Consider the following 20,114-nt stretch of genomic DNA (forward strand, 5'->3'; position numbering starts at 1 on the left):
TCAAACCCCCATGAAAAATGGCAATGGCCGCAGGAAGATGCCCAGCACCTCCTGCACCAGATACCACACGATGAATGTGGCCAGCAGCGACACCGGGATCATGATGTGCCACTTCCGCTCTCCCAGAACGAACGATCCGAGGATCAGAAAGGCTGCCGTGGAAAACAGGAACCCCAGCGGGCGCAGGCACAGCGCGTAAGCGACCATCAGCCCCAGCAGGATCAGCGCCTGTCCGATGTGGTAATCCCCAAGGCGGCGGTAATCTATGTCGCCAATCTTGGCTTCGCCCTTCTCCAGCCCCAGCAGGATGATCAGCGAGGCGAGAATGCCCAGGATGGACAGAACCTTGGGAAAGGTGCTGGGCCAGATCGGATTGCGGCGCATGAAAGGCGCAAGGTTTGCATCCATCGTGAACCATGCCGCATAGCCATAGGCAAGGCATATCCCCAATAATATCAATGCGATCCAGCGATCCAGCGCCATTGCCTATCCCCCCAAAGCAAATACGTGATGGCAGAGCGGGCACGCCGCTCTGCCACTCAAGGTTTCCTTAGAGAAAACCGAGCTTTTTCATCAGGTCGCCGATGACCTGTTCCTGACCTTCGAGGAAGGTTTTGAAGTCATCGCCCGAGTTGTGGATGTTCACCCAGCCATTGCGCGCCCGGACGGCTTCCCATTCCGGCGTGTCATACATTTTCGCAATGGCGTCCTGATACATGGCCAGCTTGTCTGCGGGCAGACCCGGCGCACCGAAGAAACCGCGCCAGTTGACAAAGGTCGTATCGATCCCTTGCTCTTTCATGGTCATGGCGTCCGGTGCGGCGTCCACGCGCTCGGCTGAGGTGACGCCGATGATCTTCACTTCGCCCGCATTGGCCAGATCGACCGCTTCGGAGAAGCCGGTGGACAGTGCCGCGATTTCGCCTGACAGCAGGGCTGCCATGGCTTTGCCGCCCGCGTCGTAGGGGATGTATTTGACCGCCAGTGCGTCCTTGCCTGCCGCTTCCATCACCATCGCTGCCACGAGGTGATCCATGCCACCGGGGACAGACCCGCCGCCCACAGCCGTGCCGGACGGATCGGCATCAAAAGCCGCCAGCAGGTCCGCCATGGAGTTCAGCTCGCTGTCCTTGCCCACAACGATGGCGGCATAGTCACCGATGGTGCCTGCGACCAGCGTCAGATCGCGGAAGTTATGCGGGAACACACCCGTGAGCGAGCGGATCACGATGGGGGTGGAGTTCACCATCAGCGTGCCATGGTTGCTTTCCGCGTTCTCGATCAGATAGCCGATGGCCTTGCCGCCACCCCCGCCTGACATGTTCTCAAAGGATGCAGTGCCCACAAGTCCAGCGCCTGTCAGCGCCTCGCCTGTGCCGCGGGCCGTGCCATCCCAGCCGCCGCCAGCCCCGCCGGGGATCAGGAAGTGGACGGAATCGAGCACCTGATGCCCATCGGCGAGGGCCGGTGTGCCAAAACCAAATGCTGCCACAGCAGCCGCCATAAGGGCCCGTCGGCCCAGTTTCAAAGTCGTCATGATGTCCTCCCATTTGACAACCGTCCGCTTTGCACGGATCAGTTGAGGGGCAGAACACCACTCCAAGCTGACATGGACCTGTCACACAGGCGCCGGGTTTGAAAAAGAGCGTATCCCGAGATGAAATTCCTGCTGATCGAAGACAATCTTGATCTGGCTCAGGCGGTTATGACCCGCATGAAGATCGACGGGCATATTATTGATCATGCAGAAAAAATCGAAGATGCGATCGCCTTCTCGGAGACTGGAGAATACGATCTGATCCTGCTGGATATCATGCTGCCGGATGGGGACGGCCGCGACTTCCTGCGCCGCCACCGGGCGGGGAAAAAGGACACGCCGGTGATTGTTCTGACCGCGCGGTCACAGGTTTCTGACAGAATCAGCATTCTTGATCTGGGTGCGGATGATTACGTGACCAAGCCCTTTGACCATGCCGAATTGCAGGCGCGCTGCCGGGCGGTGCTGCGGCGCAATGCGGGCTCCGCGCAGACGGTGATGCAGCTCGGTGATGTGGCTTTTGATCCCGTTGCGGGACAGTTGACCGTCCGGGGCAGGGACGTCAGCCTGCGCAACAAGGAGTTGCGCCTACTGGAGATCCTGATCAACGCGCCGGGCCAGATCTTTCCAAAGCAAAAGCTGGTCGACCGGCTGTTCTCCTACGACGATGATGTGTCGGAAAACGCGATTGAGGTCTATATCGCGCGGCTGCGCAAGCATTTGGGCGGGTCCGAGGTGAGCATCACCACACACCGCGGATTGGGATACAGGCTGGATCATGGCTGACGCGGTTCAGATCTCGGGATCCCTGCGCAGCCGCCTGACGGCAACCCTCATTGGTGGGGCTGCGGTGCTTGCGGTCCTGCTTTATCTGATTGCCCGCACCTATGCCGCACAAATCGCGCAACAGGGACAGGACAACGTTTTGGGGGCATCAGTGACCTCCATCCTCGATGCGGCGGTTGTGCGCGATGGGCAGGTGGAAGTGGACTTTCCCTATGCGGCGTTTTCCATGCTCAGCACACCGGCTGATGATCGCATATTCTATGCGATTTATCAGGATGATACGCTGCTTTCCGGGTATGATACCTTGCCCAAGGCGGCGGCCACGCCGGGCGATGTCTCCTTTGACACAGGATCGGTTTCAGGGGCACCCGTTCGCATCGCAACCGCCTCGCGCCGCATGATCGGGGCGGAGCTGCGCACGGACATCACCGTGTCCGTCGCGCAAACGCAAGACAGCCTCTCAGGCACATTGACGGAGATCGGCCGCAACGTCGCGCTTTTTGGGGCGGGGTTCTTCCTGCTCGCGGTGGCGTTGTCGTTCTGGGCCACATCCGCCACCATCGGTCCCTTGCAACGCCTCACCCGGTCCGTGATGCAGCGCGGCCCGCAGGACCTCAGCCCGGTGTCGCGCCCAGTGCCCTCTGAAATGGTGCCGCTGGTCTCCTCCCTGAATTCGCTGATGGGGCGGCTGGACCATTCGCTGCGACAGTCGGAGGATTTCATCGCCGAAGCGGCCCACCGGGTGCGCACGCCGCTCACCACCGTGCGGTCCTATGCAGAGACGACATTGCAGCGTGTGGACAAGGAAGAGAACCGGCAGGCGTTGCGCTCCATGGTGCGGGCGATTGATGAAAGCAGCCGGGCGGCTGGACAATTGCTCGACCATGCGATGATCACCTTTCGGGCGGATCATCTGGACCGGCAGCCGCTTGATCTGGTCGATCTGGTGCAGGATCTGGTGCAGGGGCTGACCCCGGTGGCGGATATGAAGGACATCACATTGCGCGTGCATGGCGACGCGGTCGTGCCATACGCAGGGGATGCGATCCTGTTGCAAAACGCCGTGCGCAACCTCATTGATAACGCGCTGAAATACTCGCCGGGGGACGGGGCCATCGACATTACCGTGAAGGCTGGCCCCACACCCACGATAGACGTGCGCGATGAAGGGCCGGGGTTCCCGCAGGCGGACATGGCAAGACTGCCGACGCGGTTTGCGCGGGGCAGCAATGCAGCGGGGATCATCGGGTCCGGACTGGGGCTGACCATCGCGCAGGATGTGGCTGTGGCGCATGGCGGCAGGCTTGTCTTGGGCAACGATCCGAAAGGCGGCGCATGCGTTTCATTGTCTCTTTGATTCTCGCCGTCTGGGCTGTCACGGCGGCAGCACAGGATTGGGAAGAACGGCAGGTCTTTGCGTCGGGTGCCGCACAGGCCACACCACTGCGGGTGCTGTCCAGCACGGATATTGCCCTGTTTGAACCTGTATTGCAGAGCTTTCTGGCCCGCTATCCGGGGGTGGAGGTGGAGTATCTGGTGACAAGCACCGCGTCGCTGGACACATACTTCCGTGCCGATCCGGACGGTTATGACGTTGTGATCTCAAGTGCCATGGATTTGCAGCTGAAGCTGGCAAATGACGGTTTCGCCCTGCGGCTTGAGGACGTCAGCCATCCGCCAAGGGCGCAATGGCGCCAGAGCCTGTTTGCCTTCACGACGGAGGCTGCGGCGTTTGTCCTGAACCGCGCAGCCTTTGCCGGGCAGGAGCTACCGACAACCCGGCAAGGGTTGATCCGCGTTCTGCGCGCGGCACCGGAGACCTTTCGGGGACGGGTCGGAACCTACGATATCCGCGCCTCCGGGCTGGGCTATCTCTTTGCCACACAGGATGCCCGCGCGTCAGAGACGTTCTGGCGGCTGACCGAAGTGATGGGCGCGTTGGAGGCGCGGCTTTATTGTTGCTCGGGCGAGATGATCGAAGACGTCGCGGCGGGGCGCCTGCTGGTGGCGTATAATGTTCTGGGCAGCTACGCGGCGGCGCGGGGTGATCTTGGCGGGCAGATCGAGATCATCCAGCCCGTGGATTTTCCAACGACGATGATGCGCACCGTTTTTGTCGCGGAACGGACCAAGGTGCCGGGACCCGCGGTTGATTTCTTGCGCCACGTCCTCGCCTTGCAATCCGCAGACGCCGGAGAGGAGGGCTACGCCCTGCCGCCGCTGGCAGGTGCGACAGGAGAAGCCTTGCCGTCGACAATCGCGTTGGAGCCTGCATTGATCACCTATCTGGATCAACTCAAGCGCAAGACATTCATTCGCGAATGGGAAAGTGCGATCATCCAGGGGCCTTAGGGCGTGTCCTATTTGGCGCAGTACAATGGTCTGATTTAGCCACCCGATTGGCACAGCGCGGCGATGCGGTCACATTCCGGCTCGAACCGTTGCAAAAACATCAAAAACCCTGACCCTACGAAGGCTTACGCATTGAGGCCCCTTATTCATCTGTGGACGTGGTCAAATTCTCAACCTAAAATGGAACCAACGAAATTTTGCCTCATTTATCAGCCAAATGAGGTGGGTGCCGGGGCGTTTGGGCCTCGCGGCGATTAAAGAGGCGACGCATTTTGCGCAGGTTTGAGCTCTTTCTGATTGCGATTTGCCTGACCGTGACGGTGGGTTTGTTTGCCAATAGCGTAAACAACTACAACGATACGGCGCGGGACGATTTCCTGAGCGTGACCGACGAAAGTGTCGACGCCGTGCGCAACCGCATGCGCACCTATCTCCAGAGCCTCAATGGTGCGGCAGCCTTCCTGAGCGCGTCAGAGCGTGTGACCGTCGCGGATTTCAACGGCTATGTTGAAACGCTTGAAATTGATCAGTTTCTGCCGGGGATCAACGGGATTGGCCTGATCGAACCTGTGCTGCGCGCCCAAGAGCAAGCGTTTCTGGACGAGATGCTGGCGCTTGGTGAAACCCGGCTGACAATCAGACCCGAAACAGAAGGCGGGGAGCGGTTTATCATCAGCCGGATCTCACCCCATGAGCCAAACAAGGAAGCCCTTGGGCTCGACATCACGTTTGAGCAGGGGCGGCGCGAAGCTGCGATCCGCGCGCGCGAGACCGGCGAGCCGCAGATGACGCCACGCATCCTGCTTGTGCAGGATGAGATGAAGGAACCGGGTTTCCTGCTGCTGCGTCCGCTTTTCCGCAAGGATCGGAACGCCCCCGCGGAAGAGGCCGCGCGTGGCACGTTTGTCGGCTGGGTCTATGCGCCCTTCATTGGCCGCAACCTGTTGTCCGCGATCACCCCGAACGAGGGCCGCGTCTTTCACATGAGCGTCTATGACGGCGATGTCGCAGACCCTGAAAACCTGATCTATGGCAGTCAGGTGCCTGATCCGGCGGCCGAAAGGCCGATGTATACCTCAACCTATATGATCGATTCATTCGGTCGGAACTGGACCCTTGTCTATCAAAGCACCCCGGCGTTTGAGAGCGGCTATCGCACACTTGTGCCGCTGGCGATCCTGATCGTCGGTGTCTTGTCGACAGCGATGCTGCTGTTCTCCATGCGGAACCTGCGCATCCGCAGCGAAGCGCTGAGCGAGGTTGCCGCGATGCGCGCCCGCCAGGTCAGTGCGCGGGAGGAGGAAAACCGGTCGATCGTTGAGAATGCGGTCACAGCGGTTTTCATTCTGGACGATCAGAAGAAAGTGATTTTCGCCAATCAGGCAGCGCTGTCGTGCTTTGGCTATGAGCTTGCCGAGATGGGCGGGTTGGAATTTGACCAGTTCATCAAGTTCTTCCACGACGCGGCAAGCACGGAACCCTACAACGCTTCGGGTCTGACCAAGCAGGGGGAGCGTCTGGTGCTGGACGTGCAGTGCAACGACTGGCTGACCTTTGATGGCGCGACACGCACCACCGCGATTGTGCGGGATCTGACAGCAGAGCAGGAAGCCCAGAAAGAACTTCGGCGCACGAAGCGGCTTTATGATCAGGCCCTCGAAGGGGCGCGGATCGGTGTCTTTGATGTCAATCTGGTCGATGGCACTTCTGATGTCTCGGATACCTGGTGTGAGTTGATGGGCTATGGTCCGGGCTGCAACGGGTTAGAGACGCAGCGGATGTTCTTGCAACGCATCCACCCCGATGATCGCGAGATCATGCGAGAGGCCGACCGGGGTGCAATTGACGGCACCACCGAACGCTCCATCGCAGAGTACCGGGTGAAGTTCGGAGAGAACGAGTGGCGCTGGATGCGCTCTGATGCGGTGGTCGTGGCACGGGATGCTGCCGGAACGGCCACGCGGATGATCGGCGCCCAGACCGACATCACCAGTTTGCGACACTCCCGCAATGCGCTGGAAGTCAGCGAAAAGCGGTTCCGCCGCGTGCTGGCGGCAGCGCCCGTCGGCATGGCGCTGATGGATGAGAACTGGAAGTTCACGGATGTGAACGGCGCCTTCAGCACCCTGTGTGGCTGGGCCGAACGGGATCTGACCGCAGGTGCGGCGCGCTTGTCTGATATGATGGAATCGGGTGATTTGGCCGCGTTGGAAGAAAACGTGGCCACATTGGTGCACGACAATTCACAGACCTCCTATCAGGGGGAACATCGCATCCTTCACAAAGACGGGTTTGAGCGGTGGGGGCTCTTCAACCTGTCATGGGCCTATGACAAGAACGAAGGGCGGAACATGTTCATCGCCCAGATCAACGACATCACGGATCAAAAGAAACTTGATCAGATCAAGAATGAATTCGTCTCGACGGTCAGTCACGAATTGCGGACACCGCTGACCTCAATCAAAGGGGCGCTGGGCCTGATCGCTGCGTCTGACGCCAGCGGTCTGACCCCGGCCAGCGAGCGTCTGATTGAAATTGCGCGGACCAATACCGACAGGCTGACGACAATTGTGAACGACATTCTCGATCTTGAGAAAATCTCCTCCGGGGATGTGAAGTTCGAATATGAAAACATCGACATGGTTCAGATCATCGAAGATGCCGTGCAGGAGATGTCGCCCTTCGCCGAGACGCATGAGAACACCCTTGTCGTTGATGTGCCCGAAGCGCCCGTGATGGTGCATGCCGATCCCGGCCGTACCCGTCAGGTATTGGCCAACCTTATTTCCAACGCCTGCAAATACTCCTTTGAGAAGACGGAAATCCTGATCAAGACGGAGCGACTGGACAATCTGGCGATTGTCTATGTGCAGAACACTGGCGTCGGCGTGCCTGAAAGCTTCAAGTCGCGCATTTTTCAGGCCTTCTCGCAGGCTGATGGGTCAGACACGCGGGCCAAGGGCGGCACCGGTCTGGGTCTGAACATCACGCGGCAGATCATCAACCGCCACAACGGGCAGATCGGGTTCAAGAGCGTTGCCAATGGCGTCACCGTCTTCTGGTTCACCTATCCGATTGCCCGCACCGTGCTGAAATCCGTACCGGCCCGCGCGATCCCGGAAGATCAGGCGCATGCCAAGAAAAAGCTGCGTGTTCTGCATCTTGAGGACGATCTGGATTTTGCGGAAATTCTGCAATCAGGCCTGCGGGATGTGGCCGACATTGTGCATGTCGATACCATGGCCCGCGCACGCGACGTGATGTCCGCCAGCGAACTGGACGTGGTGATCATTGACTGGTCACTGCCCGATGGAAACGGCGAGTTGCTGCTGGATGAGATTTTCGAGCGGTTCCCGGATGTGCGCGTGTTGGGGCTGTCCGCAGATTCCGATGTGCGTGGGGATGACCGGCTCTTTGCCAATCTGGTGAAATCCCGGACAGAGCTTTCAACCATCGCAGCCTGTGTGGCAGGACGGACGGCCCGCGCCTCGTGAGCGCTGCGCTGTTCGTAACAGATTTCCTAAAAAGACCATAATCGTGACACCTTCATTTGCGAGGTAGTGGACAAATACCACGGAGTGCGCCGCAAGAGCGCGCCCTGGCTCGTACAGTCCAAGTGAGGTGATCCGTGTTCAATGCGGTCAAAGAGAAGTCCACCCGCCACACCGCCATCGGTGCCGCCCTTGGCGCAGGATGGTATGTCTCCGCGGCGGCGCTGCTCAGCGGATCTGTTGCCACTGTGGCGCCCGCTGCCGGCGCGATTGCGCTCACTGCGCTGGTCCCCATGGCGCTGCGAAAATGGGCCCGTCCGACATCTCCACATCTCAAGGATACGCTTCTGGCGCAGCGTATGGCGGTGTGTAACCGGCATACGATGATCAACGTTGTGGACCGCAATGCCAAACTGGTCGAAGTCAACGACCTGTTGGTGGAAACCACGGGCTATGCGCGCGAAGACCTGATCGGGCAACCGATTGATATGCTTTACGACGACACGGGCCGGGCGCTGGTGCGGCGCATCCGCCGGATGTTGCAGCGCGGTGAATCCTGGGCTGGTCAGACGCCGCTGCGCAAAGCCGATGGATCGTCGATTTTCACCCATACGACGACCGCACCGCTTTATGACGATGACGGCGAATGGGTTGGCTCGATCTCGGCCCGGACGGACGTCACACAGATCAACAAACTGATGGCTTTGCAAAGCAGCGCCGAGATCCTGAACGAACTGCGGGATGAGATCTGGATCCTTGATGCGGATGAATTGGCGTTCTCTTACATGAACCACGCTTCTCTGGATCGGCTGGACTGGCGTCAGGAAGGGTTTCGCGGCCGCAGCCTGAGCGATGTCGCAGATGCCGAAGCGGTGCGGGTCATTGGCAATGCCTGCCAGCTTCTCAAAAAGACGCATCAGATGAATTCGCGCTTTGACGTCGATCTGATGGGCACGCCTTTCTCGGTTGGTATCAAATTCCTGCCTGCGGCAGCGCAGCCTGCACGCTTCCTGATCACCCTCACAGATTTGACCGAAGCCCGCGCGCAGGAGCAGACGAAGTCTGATTTCATTTCCATGGTCAGCCATGAATTGCGCTCTCCGCTGACGTCGATCAAAGGGTCGATGGGCCTGTTGTTGTCGAATGCGGCAGGGGAGTTGCCGGACAAGGCGGCCGAGCTGTTGCAGATCGCGCATCGGAATGCCGACCGGCTGGTGTTGATCATCAACGACATTCTCGACCTTGAGAAAATCTCCGCAGGGCGGATGGATTTTGTCATGGAAGATGTCGATCTGGGTGCGTTGATCCGCGAGACCGACCAGGCGAACGAAATGATGCGCCAGCGTCTTGGCCTGACCGTCAAGATTGAAGGGACGGAGAACCCGATCCCGCTGTCGACCGACCCCAACCGGATCATTCAGGTTTTGACCAACCTGTTGTCCAACGCCTGCAAATTCTCCAGACCCGGCGGGATCATTACGATCTCTGTTCGGGACGACGCAGAGAAGGTCCGCATTTCTGTTCGGGATCAGGGCATGGGTATTCCGCAAAAGGACCAGCACAAGATTTTCCAGCGCTTTGCCGATCTGGAAAACTCCGAACGTGCAGCCAAGGGTGGAACCGGATTGGGACTTAACATCTGCAAGGCTATTGTCGAAAGCCTTGGCGGTAAGATAGGGTTCGAGACAGAAGAAGGTGTGGGCACCTCATTCAACTTTGTGTTGCCCAAAGATTCCGGGTCTCGGCTTATCATCTCGAAGAAGGATGACGTGCGCGAGGCCTCTTAAAGAGGAGCAGGCATGATAAAGCTGCTACACGTCGAGGACGATGCAGACATCCGCGAAATCGCCAAGATGGCGCTGGACCTTTCTGGTGAATTTGAAGTGGTGCAATGTGAAAGCGGGGAGGACGCGCTGACCACAGTGCCGGGGTATCTGCCTGATGTGATCCTGCTGGACATGATGATGCCCGGCATGACCGGCAAACAAACGCTTGAGAAAATGCGCGAGATGCCTGAACTGGCAGATACGCCTGCGATCTTCATGACCGCGCGGGCACAGCAATCAGAGATGGAAGAATTGCGCAGCCTTGGTGCGGCCGAGGTGATCAGCAAACCCTTCGACCCGATGTCGCTTGCCGATCAGGTCAAAAGTGCGATTGGAATATAGCCGCGTTCAGGTGTGTTCAGAGCAGAACAGACAAAAGAAAAGGCGCCACACTTGATACAGTGGGCGCCTTTGTTCTTACAGCCAGTTTGTCAGTTATTCCGCTTCAACGGGCGTCCGCTGCGCCGCGATAACCTCGCGACAATTGGTCACAAAGACGTCGAGGTGGTAGATCAATTCGCCGGGGCAAATGGCCAGATCGGCGTCAGGACCTTCCAGATGAGCAATGATCTCCATCTCACACTCCCGCGCGGCTTTGCCCAGATCTGCCCAGCCCAGCGACCCTGCGCTGCCGGAAATCTGGTGAAGTACAGCTTGCGCAGAGGCAAGGTTTTCGTTGATGTCTTCGAGGGTCTGTCCGTCCCATGCCGCAAGCGCATGCCCCGCAATCGCCGACTGGCGTTGTTCCAACATTTCTAGAAAGCGACCGCGGACCCGATCGATCCCTGGCAATTCATTCATCATGTCTTTCACGCTGTTTGACCTAACTCAAAATAGTTACTCTGTGACTTCTCAAACGCGACGCAGGCCTCTTCGGCACTGGCATGGGCGGCGGCAAGCGCCTCCATTACGGAATTCCCTGTTTTCCAGACAAGCCGGATCGCACCACCTGCGCTGACGCGCGGCTGCAAACGCTGACCTGCATTATTGTAAAGCTCTGTCCGGGCAAGCGACAGGTTGATGGCATCCATCAATTGCTGCATGTCCGGGCGCCAGCCGCTTTCTGTGATGCACACGAAAGTGCCGCTGCCGGCGTAGGACATCAGATACTGACGCCCAACCAGGGTGTCGGAAATGATCTCGGCCACATCCTGAATCAGGCTGTAGAATTCAAACGCGCTCAACCCGGCGTGGAACGCGTCGATCTGGCGGATGGTGAAGGCAAAGGTGGTGGAGCCGAACAGCGACTGCTTGGACAGCTGTGCCACGTAGTTTTCCATCGCAAGATAGTCGATGACGTTCTCAACATCATAGATGGAGATCGGCTCGTAAATCTCGACAGTGTTGACATCTTCGGCCAGAGACTGCGTTGCGAAGATCTTCTTGGTGCGGGTCTGGCGGGCCTCCAGCAGCCCTTCAACCGTGTTCAGCCGTGCTTTCAGTTCCGCCACTTCAAACGGTTTGGTCACATAGTCCGTGGCGCCAGCAGCGAAGGCGTTGTCGATATAGCGTTTTTCGGCCATGGCCGTCAGCATCAGCACAGGTGTATCGGCAAAACGGGAGGTTTCGCGCAGTTTCCGGGTCAGATCGATCCCGTCCATGCCTGGCATCTGGATATCGAACAGAAAACAATCAAAAACGTCGTCTGGATTGCTCTCCAGAAATTCCAGCGCATCAATCGCGGAAGGGGCGGTGCTGAGATTATGGTCGCCGACAGCCTCGATGAACTGACAAAGCAGCTCGAGGATAATTGGGTCGTCGTCAACGGCCAGGATACGCATTGCTCTCTCCGGTTTCGCGGGCTGGTTTTATTTTTTGCCCCGTTCTTGCTTACTCCAACTTCTACGGGAAAAGTGGCACAATTTTGGCGGATTGGCGAAAAGTAATGGAATTGAAGGGGCGCTGTTTCGGCAAATAGAGCAATTCAACTCAAACTGAGACTGTTTGGGCCATTTCTTGCTCAGCGCAGCGTTTTCAGATCACCGCTTTTTCCAGAAACTTCGTTTGGTTCATGACCCGTTCGAATCCAAAAGGCGACAGGTCAAGTGATTCATACGCCCCATGGGTGATCAGTTCTGCAACCCCGCGTCCCATTGCAGGGCTTTGCTGCAATCCGTGCCCTGAAAATCCGTTTAAAAATATGAGGTTAGAGATTTCAGGGTGGGCGCCGACAATCGCGTTTTGATCAAAGGTGTTATAGGCGTAATGCCCCACCCATTCGTTGATAACCTTGATCTGTTCAAAGGCGGGGACTCGGGTTGCCAAGACAGGCCAGACTTTCTGCTCCCACAGGCTATGGTCAAACACGAAATCGTCATAGGCGACGTCCGGGTCTTCATCTGGCGGACACCCGGCCAGGTAGTATTTTCCATCTGTTCGCATGTGCACGCCGGAGGGGTCAATTGTCAGTGGCAAATCGCGGTCCAGTGGCTGGGCCGCATCGAAGATAAACGTGTACCTTTTTCGGGGCCGCACGGGCAGGTCGATGCCTGCCATCGCGGCGGTGGCCGCGGCGCGTGGGCCTGACGCATTGACCAACGTGCCACAACTCAGGGTTTCTCCGGATTTCAGCGTGACCCCTTCAACTTGCGTGCCCGCCGCGTTCAGGGTCAGGCCGGTGACCTCATCATGCAGGTAGGTGACACCGTTCCGTCTGGCCATGCGTTTGAACCAGTCAAACATCGTGCCGCCGTCAAAGTATCCTTCATCCACAAGGTTGTGGTTGCCACCGATGATGCCATCGAGATTGTAAAACGGATAGGCTTCCGCGATCTCATCTCGGGTCATGTGGCGGGTGTGCGCACCCAGCGCGCTTTGGATCTGCTGGCTTTCCCGCAGGGTCGCGGCAAATTCTTCGGTATCGGCAAGATACATGTAGCCGTAACTTTGCAGCGGCAGATGCGGCACTTCGGGGTCACCGCCCATGAAGCTGCGGAAATTCTTGATGAATTCCGCACCGAATTGAGACACCTGAATGTTCGTGCGATTGCTGAATTGCTGGCGGATGCAGGAATTGGTGTGGCTGGTGGAGGCAAAGGTATACGTGGGGTCGCGCTCCACCACGGCAATCGTGCCGTCAAAACCGGGCGTGTTTGTCAGCCACCAGGCCAGTGACGATCCGTAAATCGCCCCGCCCACAATGATCACGTCGAAAGAAGATGAAGGCATGGCCGGGCTCACAATTCAGGGGATGTCCGCGCGAAAGGTATCAAGCGCACGGCAGGGGCGTAAATGTCATTTTGCGACGTTTCACCGGGAAAATGCCGTATCCAGCGCGCGTTCCACCATCATCAGCCGGTCTTGTCCGTAAAACATGTCGCCGTCCACGAAATAGGTGGGGGACCCGAACAGCCCGCGATCAATGGCCTCTTTCGTGTTGGCCTGATGCTGCGCCTCAATGGCGCCAGAGCCGGCGGCGGTGAGCAGGGCTTCCGCATCCATGCCCATCCCCTCTGCAAGAGCGTGCAGAACAGCGGCGTCTGCAATATCCGCGTCGTCGCGCCAATGGGCCTGAAGCACCGCACGGGAGAACGCATCTGCATGCTCACCCGCCGCGATGATCGCGCTGTTGGGCAGGTGCAGCGGGTTGTCATGGTAGGTCGGTCTGAAATCCACGATGGGCAGGCCCCGCCATTCGGCCCAACGGACCAGTTCACGCCCAAAGAAGTAGTCAACATGCGCAGCGGAGCGTTTCTTGAACGGTTGCCCGCCTGCGGCATTGATCACCGGATGGAAATCAAAGGGGCGGTGGATGACCCGCGCGCCGGTCTGGTCTGCAATTCGGGCCAATTCCCAAGCGCCAAGATAGGCATAGGCGGAATGGGCGGAATAGAAGTATTCGATTTCTCGTGTGGGGCGCATGGGGTTTCCTTGGTTCCGGGGCAGGCCAGACGTGAGCATGACTCACGCAAGCGGGTATGAAAAGAGCGGGCATCGCACCCATTTTCCCTGTCCCAAGGTCACCCGTGCAATCGGGCGCGCAAATTGTTAACGCGCGCCATATTCTGATCGCACCCGTGTCAATCCGGCGGGCGTCCCTGGCTCTGAAAGCATCCTGCAATGAACACCGCCGTTTTGATGAAACCCGCCCGGTTCGTGCGGCCCCTCGCCAGTGCCGGCATGTTTGCGGGGCGGCTGTGTCTTGCCGCTCTGTTTCTGGCAGGGGCATTGCAAAAGGCCTTTGCGCCGGAAGTGGTGGAACACTTGCTGGCCGCACAGGGATACGCGCCCGCGTTGATCTGGCCTGCCTTGATCCTCAGCGCTTTTGGGGCGGCCTGCCTGATCATGGGCCTGTGGTTGGCGCCGATAGCCCTTGTGCTGGCGCTTTATTCCATCGCGACGAGCGTGTTTCACTTCATCCCCGATGATCCGGTGCAAATGTCGATCTTCCTAAAGAACTGGGCCATCGCGGGCGGCCTTGTGATGCTCAGCGCGCATGAGGTGCTTTCGGCACCGGAATGAGTGCTGGACGGCAGGGGCGCGCGCGCATGCGCGGGTCGTTTTCCTGATTGAGCCGGGCGGCGTTTTCATTGAATGTGGCGCTATGAAAACGCCTTTGATCGACAATCTGCAATACGCCAATTTCTCCCCCCGCATCTTTGAACAGATGCGCGCAGGCGGCGTGGATGCCGTGCATGTCACCATCGCCTATCACGAGAATTTCCGTGAGATGGTGCTGAACCTTGAACGCTGGAACCGCTGGTTCGAAGACCATCCGGACCTGATCTTCAAAGGCACCACTGCCGCTGACGTGCGCCGCGCGCAGGAAACGGGCCGCACGGCGATATTCTTAGGCTTTCAGAACCCCAGTCCGATAGAGGACGACATCGGGCTGGTTGAGATCTGCCACCAGCTTGGCATCCGCTTCATGCAGTTGACCTACAACAACCAATCCCTGCTGGCGACGGGCTGTTACGAGGAGGACGACACGGGCCTTACCCGCATGGGCAAGCAGGTGGTGGCAGAGATGAACCGCGTCGGCATTGTCGTGGACATGAGCCATTCTGCGGAACGCTCCACGCTGGAGGCGATTGACCATTCCACAAGACCGATTGCCATCACCCACGCCAATCCGCACTGGTGGCACGCAGCGCTGCGCAACAAATCCGACAGGGTGCTCAAGGCGCTGACAGGGGCAGGGGGGATGCTGGGCTTTTCCGTCTATCCGCATCACCTTGCGGGCGGGTCCGATTGCACGCTTGAGAGCTTTTGCCAGATGGTTGCCGAAGCCGCTGACCGCTATGGGGCGCGGCATCTTGGGATCGGGACAGACCTGTGTCAGGATCAACCCGACAGTGTGGTGGAATGGATGCGCGTCGGACGCTGGACCAAGGCGATTGATTACGGCGAAGGGTCTGCCAGCAATGCGGGTTTTCCGCCGATGCCCCCGTGGTTCGGCGACAACCGCGACTTTGGCAACATCCGCGCGGGTCTGATTGCCGCGGGCCTGAGCGGGGATGATATTGACGGCATCATGGGCGGCAATTGGCTGCGGTTTTATGAAGAAGGGTTTGGCCCGGCATGAAAGACATCGCTGATTTCACACCACCCCCCCAAGCGCCATTGCGCCCGCCAGCGCAGGTGATGCGGCTGGCGCGGATGGGGTCGATGTTCCCCACGCGCCTGTCCTTTCTGCGCAGTCTCATACGTCGCCTCGCCGCTGAAGAGGTCACCGTGTCGCGCCCTGTCTGGGAGATGGATGCAGACGGGTTCGGTCATGCGGTCTATTCTCTGGTGCTGGGCGGGCATCGCTACAGCCTTGTCGCCGTCTCCACCGATCTGCCGCCGGAGCAACGCACCGACCGGGTGATCGCAACCGCCTGGGACAGCGCCTATGTGCTTTTTGACGGAATGCCGGACGCAGATGACATCGCCCGTATCGTTGCCAGCGCGCCCTTGCAGGAAGCCGCCCGTTTCACCGAACGCGACCTTGTGCTGAGCCGCGCGAACAAATCGGTGCGTTTGTTTGCCCATGTGACAGAAAGCCTGCGCGCAGGCTGTCAGCCGAATGAACAGATGATCCGCGATGTGGGCTATCTGATGCGCACCACGGCTGTCTATGGCAACGGCAAATTCGGCATCGCCGACCGCGCGGTGATCGAAAACCGTCCCGGCCTTGAAGGGCCCTTTGCGGCTGAGATGTTGACCGTCTGGCTGATCCGCCATTTCACCCATGAGCTGGCCGAACATGTCGGCGGCGCGCCGCTGGATGCGCCTCTCAAACGTCATCTGGGGATCGGCAATTCCACGGGCCTTGGCATGGCCCCGTTTCTGGTCAGCCACCCGGTATTGCTCAACAACTGGATGCTGGCGCGGGAAACCGCACTGGCGCGGGTCTGCGCGATTGAAAGTGTGGATGCCCCCACCGCCGCGCGTCTGCACGCTTTGGCGGAACGTGCTGCACAGCATCTGGGCGAATGGCAGGTGCCTGACGCCGATCACCAGCGGCGGATTGTGGCGCTGCGGGGGGACTGGGACATCTTCCGTGCGACACTGGATTTCGGCGGACCGACCCCGCTGGCGCGTGTGATGGCGGCGGCCGAGGATCAAAGCCTTGATCTGCAAGAGCTTCTGGCCGCGATGCTGATTGAGCCCTTCGGCGATCTGGTTGATGGTCTTGCGGAATGTATGGGGGACCCCTTCGGCCCGATGACCCTGCCACTGCGCGACACTGCCGCCCTCAGATCCCGGATCGAGCAGTATTTCGACTGGGCGCTGACGCCTGATTATGACGCCGCCGACCACTGCGGTCAGTTCTGGTATGTCTCTGAAGCCAAACAGGAACCCCGGCTTGGTCTGCGGTTTGAGGAACCGGGGGCGGAGCTGGAAAGCCCGCTGGATATCGCGCGGCGGGTCAAGGCGCTTTACCGCGACATTGGCGATGGCGCGCAGCCCGTGTCGGCGCTGCTGGAACAACACCCCGAACACGGCCTTGCCGTGGCGCGCGTGCAGATGGCAGACCGCTATCCCTACGGCGAAATCCGCGACAACCTGATTGCCACCTCCTGCCTGCCCATTGATATGCTGCGTTGCAAGCTCAGCTTCTTCGGCGCGTCCAAGTTCGATCCGAAATCCGACCGGTGGACCCGCATCACCCTGTGTCAGGGCGCGCCTTTGGCGGGTGATCTGGCAACGGGCGACGCGGACGACTGGTGGCTGCCGGTGTTTGCACAATGAGCCTGCGGTGATCCTGTCGGGCAATGAACTGGTGGCGCTGGCCACCAAAGCCGCGCGGGGGGCAGGGGCACCGCCGCAACAGGCCGCCGCCTTTGGCCGCGCAGCCCTGTGTCACTTTCAGGCGGGCCGCGCCCCGCAACATCTGCGCGCCGCCCTTGAGGCTCTGCCGTCCGGCCCCATCCTTGAGATACCTTTGGCCCTGACGCGGCTGATGGAATCCGCCGAAGGCGATGTGGCAGAGGGTGTTCTGCACGCAGACGCCCCACCCGATTTCATTCAGAGCTACCTTGAGGCTCAATCCTTTGCCATCACAGCCACAGCGTCACAGGACGGCTTTGTGCTGACCTGCGCGCTCTCCACCCCTGCGCCGCGCGTGCTGCCTGTGCGTGTCACGCTGCCCGGCGGTCTGGCCGCACGCATGACCGCGCTTGCCGCACATCTGCTGGTCCCGGATACCGCAGCCTCCCGCGCGGGCGGCGCCGGGGCCGGGCTGACGGACAACGACTGACGCTCAGGTCCCGCGTGGTTTGGCGCGCACGGTGGGCGCGGCCTGTGTCGGGTCCTCGGGCCAGGGATGGCGCGGATAACGGCCGCGCATGTCCTTGCGCACATCGGCATAAGACCGCTCCCAGAACCCCGGCAGATCATCGGTCACCTGCACGGGCCGCTGGGCAGGGGACAACAGCGTGATGCGCAAGGCCTGCCCTGCCACCTGCGGATGCCGGGTGACACCAAACACCTCTTGCAGGCGCACCGAAATCGCCGGTTGCTCCCCGCCGTAGTCAATCGGTACCTTGCGGCCCAAAGGTGTGACGAAATGCGAAGGGGAGGCGGCATCCAGCGCCTGCTGCGCGTCCCAATCCAATCGCGCCCGCAAGGCGGGCAGCAGATCAAACCCTTTCCAATCGCCCGCACTGCGTACACCCGTTAGATGCGGCAACAGCCAGTCTTCCAGCGTCTCCATCAGGTGCGCCTCTGAGTAATCCGGAAAATCCGCGCCCATCCCCCTCGCGCGGGCCAGAAAACGCTGTGCAGGAGGGGACGGGTTCAGCCCCAGTTGCCGGACGCCGTCCAACATCGCCCGCGCCACATCTTCGTCGGGGGCATCAGGCCAGTTCCGGTCTTCCAGCACCAGCGCGCCAAACCTTTCCTGACGGCGGGCCAGCACGCGGCTGTCCCGTTTCGACCACAGGCAAATGTCTTGCCAGCCGATCTGCTCGGGGAAAGTTGCGCGCAGCGCGGCTTCACTGATCGTTGCGGCCTGCCGGACCTTGGCCTCCCGCGGGTCGCCATCCAGATCGGTTGCCACGATCAACCGCTCCCCAGCCAGCCCATCGCCTTCGGGCATGACCGCGCCTTTGCCGCCCGACAGCACATAGCGTGGCGCATCGCCCTTGCGGCGCAGGCCCACGCGGTCCGGATAGGCGAGGGCCGCCAGCACACCCAGATCATCCGGTCCGTCCAACGGCTGACCTTTCGCCAGCCGCTTTGCCTCTTGCCGGATGCGCGCCAGCGTCGGGGCGTGGGCTGCCGCCTTGGGTCTGGAGGCCTTGACCGCCACCAGCCGCCGGTTGAGATCGCAGCCCACCCCGCGCAGCGGATCGCGCTCCGCCAGCAATGCCGCGAGCAATGGTGCCGTGGGTCCGCCCCGCGCCACCATATGGGCCAGACGCGGATGCAGCGGCAGGCGGGCAAGGGCGCGGCCATGTTCGGTGATGCGTCCCTGCGTGTCCAATGCGTCCAGCATGTGCAGCACCGCCTGTGCCTCCCCCAGCCGCCCGTCATGGGGCGGCGTGACAAAGGCCAGATCATCCGCCGCAGCGCCCCATTGCGCCAACTCCAGCGCAAAGCCGGTCAAATCTCCGGCTTCGATCTCCGCCGGGGGGAACGCCGCAAGCGCGCCTTCCTCCCCCTTTGTCCACAGTTTGAACGCCTGTCCGGGGGCCATGCGGCCGGCCCGGCCCGCGCGCTGTGTGGCTTCGGCACGTGTCACCCGTTCCGTGACCAGCCGTGACATGGCCGAGGCCGCATCAAACCGCGCCCGTCGCGCGCGTCCGCCATCGACCACAATCGTGATGCCTTCGATGGTCAGTGACGTCTCTGCAATCGCTGTGGCCAACACCACCTTGCGACCCTTCGGCGCAGGGACAATCGCCGCGCGCTGGGCTTTGAAATCCATCGCACCGAACAAGGGGGCCAAGGTGCAATCGGCCGGCAGCCTGCCTTTCAACAAGGCCTCCACCCGGCGGATCTCCCCTTCGCCGGGCAGAAACACCAGCGCTGAACCGGGATCACACGCCAGCGCATGCAGCACCAGATCGGCGCAGGCCTCTTCAAACCGCTGCCGTCCCAGCGGTTTGTCCAGCCAATGCGCCTTCACCGGGTAACTGCGCCCTTCGGAGGTGACAACGGGTGCCGCCATCAGTTCCGCCACCGGGGCCGCATCCAGCGTGGCAGACATGACCACCAGCATCAGATCATCACGCAGCGCGCCCGCCACTTCCAGACAAAGCGCCAATCCCAGATCAGCATTGAGCGAGCGTTCGTGAAATTCGTCAAAGATCACCGCACCGACCCCCGGCAGGTCCGGTTTGTCTTGCAGCATCCGGGTCAGGATGCCTTCCGTCACCACTTCAATCCGCGTCTTGGGGCCGACCTTGGATGCGCCCCGCACGCGGTAGCCCACGGTTTCTCCGGCCTGTTCTCCCAGCGTTGCGGCCATACGCTCAGCGGCGGCACGCGCGGCAAGGCGGCGGGGTTCCAGCATCAGGATGCGGCCGGGCGTGAGGTCTGCCTCAAGCATGGCCAGCGGCACACGGGTGGTTTTGCCGGCACCCGGCGGGGCCTGCAACACCACGCGGGTGCGGGTGCGCAGGGCCGCGATCACCTGATCCAGAACGTCGTCAATGGGCAGAACATGTTGCATCGGTTCGGTTATCTGACAAA

At 60.3% G+C, this 20,114-nt stretch carries 17 protein-coding genes; 10 read left to right on the forward strand and 7 right to left on the reverse strand.

Going from position 1 to position 20,114, the window contains the following annotated elements; all coding sequences use genetic code 11:
- Both Q1A91_RS21685 and Q1A91_RS21690 read right to left on the reverse strand, forming a co-directional pair.
- Entirely contained in the window at nucleotides 1–483 is a 483-nt protein-coding gene (locus Q1A91_RS21685; RefSeq protein WP_299882555.1) for a tripartite tricarboxylate transporter TctB family protein, read from the reverse strand.
- A gap of 67 nt (nucleotides 484–550) precedes the next feature.
- Nucleotides 551–1,537: a tripartite tricarboxylate transporter substrate binding protein gene (locus tag Q1A91_RS21690; protein WP_299882557.1), complete on the reverse strand. Its 987-nt coding sequence runs from the start codon at nucleotides 1,535–1,537 to the stop codon at nucleotides 551–553.
- A gap of 120 nt (nucleotides 1,538–1,657) precedes the next feature.
- On the opposite strand from Q1A91_RS21690, the gene Q1A91_RS21695 reads away from it, so the two are divergent.
- From Q1A91_RS21695 to Q1A91_RS21720, 6 genes are all read left to right on the forward strand, one after another.
- Nucleotides 1,658–2,323, forward strand: a complete 666-nt coding sequence (locus Q1A91_RS21695; protein ID WP_299882559.1) for a response regulator transcription factor — start codon at nucleotides 1,658–1,660, stop codon at nucleotides 2,321–2,323.
- The gene (locus Q1A91_RS21700; RefSeq protein WP_299882561.1) at nucleotides 2,316–3,680 is read left to right on the forward strand and encodes a sensor histidine kinase; all 1,365 of its coding nucleotides are present in this window, start codon (nucleotides 2,316–2,318) and stop codon (nucleotides 3,678–3,680) included. Before Q1A91_RS21695 ends, Q1A91_RS21700 begins: the two co-directional genes overlap by 8 nt.
- A complete protein-coding gene (locus tag Q1A91_RS21705; protein WP_299882563.1) occupies nucleotides 3,659–4,675 on the forward strand; it encodes an ABC transporter substrate-binding protein in 1,017 nt (338 codons plus the stop codon). Before Q1A91_RS21700 ends, Q1A91_RS21705 begins: the two co-directional genes overlap by 22 nt.
- A gap of 272 nt (nucleotides 4,676–4,947) precedes the next feature.
- Nucleotides 4,948–8,169, forward strand: a complete 3,222-nt coding sequence (locus Q1A91_RS21710; RefSeq protein WP_299882565.1) for a CHASE domain-containing protein — start codon at nucleotides 4,948–4,950, stop codon at nucleotides 8,167–8,169.
- A 134-nt stretch (nucleotides 8,170–8,303) separates the two neighbouring features.
- The gene (locus Q1A91_RS21715; protein ID WP_299882567.1) at nucleotides 8,304–9,953 is read left to right on the forward strand and encodes a PAS domain-containing sensor histidine kinase; all 1,650 of its coding nucleotides are present in this window, start codon (nucleotides 8,304–8,306) and stop codon (nucleotides 9,951–9,953) included.
- A 12-nt stretch (nucleotides 9,954–9,965) separates the two neighbouring features.
- Nucleotides 9,966–10,334, forward strand: coding sequence for a response regulator (locus tag Q1A91_RS21720; protein ID WP_299882568.1), 369 nt, complete (start codon nucleotides 9,966–9,968; stop codon nucleotides 10,332–10,334).
- Nucleotides 10,335–10,427: 93 nt separating this feature from the next.
- Here the strand turns inward: Q1A91_RS21720 and Q1A91_RS21725 are convergent, their stop codons facing one another.
- The 4 genes from Q1A91_RS21725 to Q1A91_RS21740 form a co-directional block, all read right to left on the reverse strand.
- The gene (locus Q1A91_RS21725) at nucleotides 10,428–10,745 is read right to left on the reverse strand and encodes a phosphorelay protein (RefSeq protein WP_367278704.1); all 318 of its coding nucleotides are present in this window, start codon (nucleotides 10,743–10,745) and stop codon (nucleotides 10,428–10,430) included.
- Nucleotides 10,746–10,801: 56 nt separating this feature from the next.
- Nucleotides 10,802–11,773: a response regulator gene (locus Q1A91_RS21730; RefSeq protein ID WP_299882570.1), complete on the reverse strand. Its 972-nt coding sequence runs from the start codon at nucleotides 11,771–11,773 to the stop codon at nucleotides 10,802–10,804.
- A gap of 193 nt (nucleotides 11,774–11,966) precedes the next feature.
- Nucleotides 11,967–13,160, reverse strand: coding sequence for an FAD-binding oxidoreductase (locus Q1A91_RS21735; protein ID WP_299882572.1), 1,194 nt, complete (start codon nucleotides 13,158–13,160; stop codon nucleotides 11,967–11,969).
- A gap of 81 nt (nucleotides 13,161–13,241) precedes the next feature.
- Nucleotides 13,242–13,853: a 2-hydroxychromene-2-carboxylate isomerase gene (locus tag Q1A91_RS21740; RefSeq protein WP_299882574.1), complete on the reverse strand. Its 612-nt coding sequence runs from the start codon at nucleotides 13,851–13,853 to the stop codon at nucleotides 13,242–13,244.
- A 198-nt stretch (nucleotides 13,854–14,051) separates the two neighbouring features.
- On the opposite strand from Q1A91_RS21740, the gene Q1A91_RS21745 reads away from it, so the two are divergent.
- The 4 genes from Q1A91_RS21745 to Q1A91_RS21760 all read left to right on the forward strand — a co-directional run bounded on the left by Q1A91_RS21745 (nucleotide 14,052) and on the right by Q1A91_RS21760 (nucleotide 17,676).
- Nucleotides 14,052–14,453 carry a DoxX family membrane protein gene (locus Q1A91_RS21745; RefSeq protein WP_299882576.1) on the forward strand — a complete coding sequence of 134 codons (402 nt, stop codon included), beginning with the start codon at nucleotides 14,052–14,054 and terminating at the stop codon, nucleotides 14,451–14,453.
- 82 nt (nucleotides 14,454–14,535) lie between these two features.
- On the forward strand, nucleotides 14,536–15,516 hold the full coding sequence (locus Q1A91_RS21750) for a membrane dipeptidase (RefSeq protein WP_299882578.1): 981 nt from the start codon (nucleotides 14,536–14,538) through the stop codon (nucleotides 15,514–15,516).
- Nucleotides 15,513–17,168, forward strand: a complete 1,656-nt coding sequence (locus tag Q1A91_RS21755; RefSeq protein WP_299882580.1) for a hypothetical protein — start codon at nucleotides 15,513–15,515, stop codon at nucleotides 17,166–17,168. Before Q1A91_RS21750 ends, Q1A91_RS21755 begins: the two co-directional genes overlap by 4 nt.
- Nucleotides 17,158–17,676 (forward strand): hypothetical protein, encoded by a 519-nt coding sequence (locus tag Q1A91_RS21760; RefSeq protein ID WP_299882582.1) that lies wholly within the window; start codon nucleotides 17,158–17,160, stop codon nucleotides 17,674–17,676. The genes Q1A91_RS21755 and Q1A91_RS21760 overlap by 11 nt, the downstream gene beginning before the upstream one ends.
- 3 nt (nucleotides 17,677–17,679) lie before the next feature.
- Here Q1A91_RS21760 and hrpB read toward each other — a convergent pair whose 3' ends face one another.
- Nucleotides 17,680–20,094: an ATP-dependent helicase HrpB gene (hrpB, locus tag Q1A91_RS21765; protein WP_299882584.1), complete on the reverse strand. Its 2,415-nt coding sequence runs from the start codon at nucleotides 20,092–20,094 to the stop codon at nucleotides 17,680–17,682.
- Between the last annotated feature and the right edge of the window lie 20 nt (nucleotides 20,095–20,114).

This window comes from uncultured Sulfitobacter sp. (assembly GCF_947500075.1).
Classification (GTDB): domain Bacteria; phylum Pseudomonadota; class Alphaproteobacteria; order Rhodobacterales; family Rhodobacteraceae; genus Sulfitobacter.

Bases quoted from the DNA above. Each gene is read 5' to 3' on its own strand.
- Q1A91_RS21725 (WP_367278704.1), bottom strand. From the start codon at position 10,745: ATGTTGGAACAACGCCAGTCGGCGATTGCGGGGCATGCGCTTGCGGCA.
- hrpB (WP_299882584.1), bottom strand. From the start codon at position 20,094: ATGCAACATGTTCTGCCCATTGACGACGTTCTGGATCAGGTGATCGCG.
- Q1A91_RS21750 (WP_299882578.1), top strand. From the start codon at position 14,536: ATGAAAACGCCTTTGATCGACAATCTGCAATACGCCAATTTCTCCCCC.
- Q1A91_RS21705 (WP_299882563.1), top strand. From the start codon at position 3,659: ATGCGTTTCATTGTCTCTTTGATTCTCGCCGTCTGGGCTGTCACGGCG.
- Q1A91_RS21695 (WP_299882559.1), top strand. From the start codon at position 1,658: ATGAAATTCCTGCTGATCGAAGACAATCTTGATCTGGCTCAGGCGGTT.
- Q1A91_RS21755 (WP_299882580.1), top strand. From the start codon at position 15,513: ATGAAAGACATCGCTGATTTCACACCACCCCCCCAAGCGCCATTGCGC.
- Q1A91_RS21735 (WP_299882572.1), bottom strand. From the start codon at position 13,160: ATGCCTTCATCTTCTTTCGACGTGATCATTGTGGGCGGGGCGATTTAC.
- Q1A91_RS21685 (WP_299882555.1), bottom strand. From the start codon at position 483: ATGGCGCTGGATCGCTGGATCGCATTGATATTATTGGGGATATGCCTT.
- Q1A91_RS21700 (WP_299882561.1), top strand. From the start codon at position 2,316: ATGGCTGACGCGGTTCAGATCTCGGGATCCCTGCGCAGCCGCCTGACG.
- Q1A91_RS21730 (WP_299882570.1), bottom strand. From the start codon at position 11,773: ATGCGTATCCTGGCCGTTGACGACGACCCAATTATCCTCGAGCTGCTT.
- Q1A91_RS21740 (WP_299882574.1), bottom strand. From the start codon at position 13,853: ATGCGCCCCACACGAGAAATCGAATACTTCTATTCCGCCCATTCCGCC.
- Q1A91_RS21690 (WP_299882557.1), bottom strand. From the start codon at position 1,537: ATGACGACTTTGAAACTGGGCCGACGGGCCCTTATGGCGGCTGCTGTG.
- Q1A91_RS21745 (WP_299882576.1), top strand. From the start codon at position 14,052: ATGAACACCGCCGTTTTGATGAAACCCGCCCGGTTCGTGCGGCCCCTC.
- Q1A91_RS21720 (WP_299882568.1), top strand. From the start codon at position 9,966: ATGATAAAGCTGCTACACGTCGAGGACGATGCAGACATCCGCGAAATC.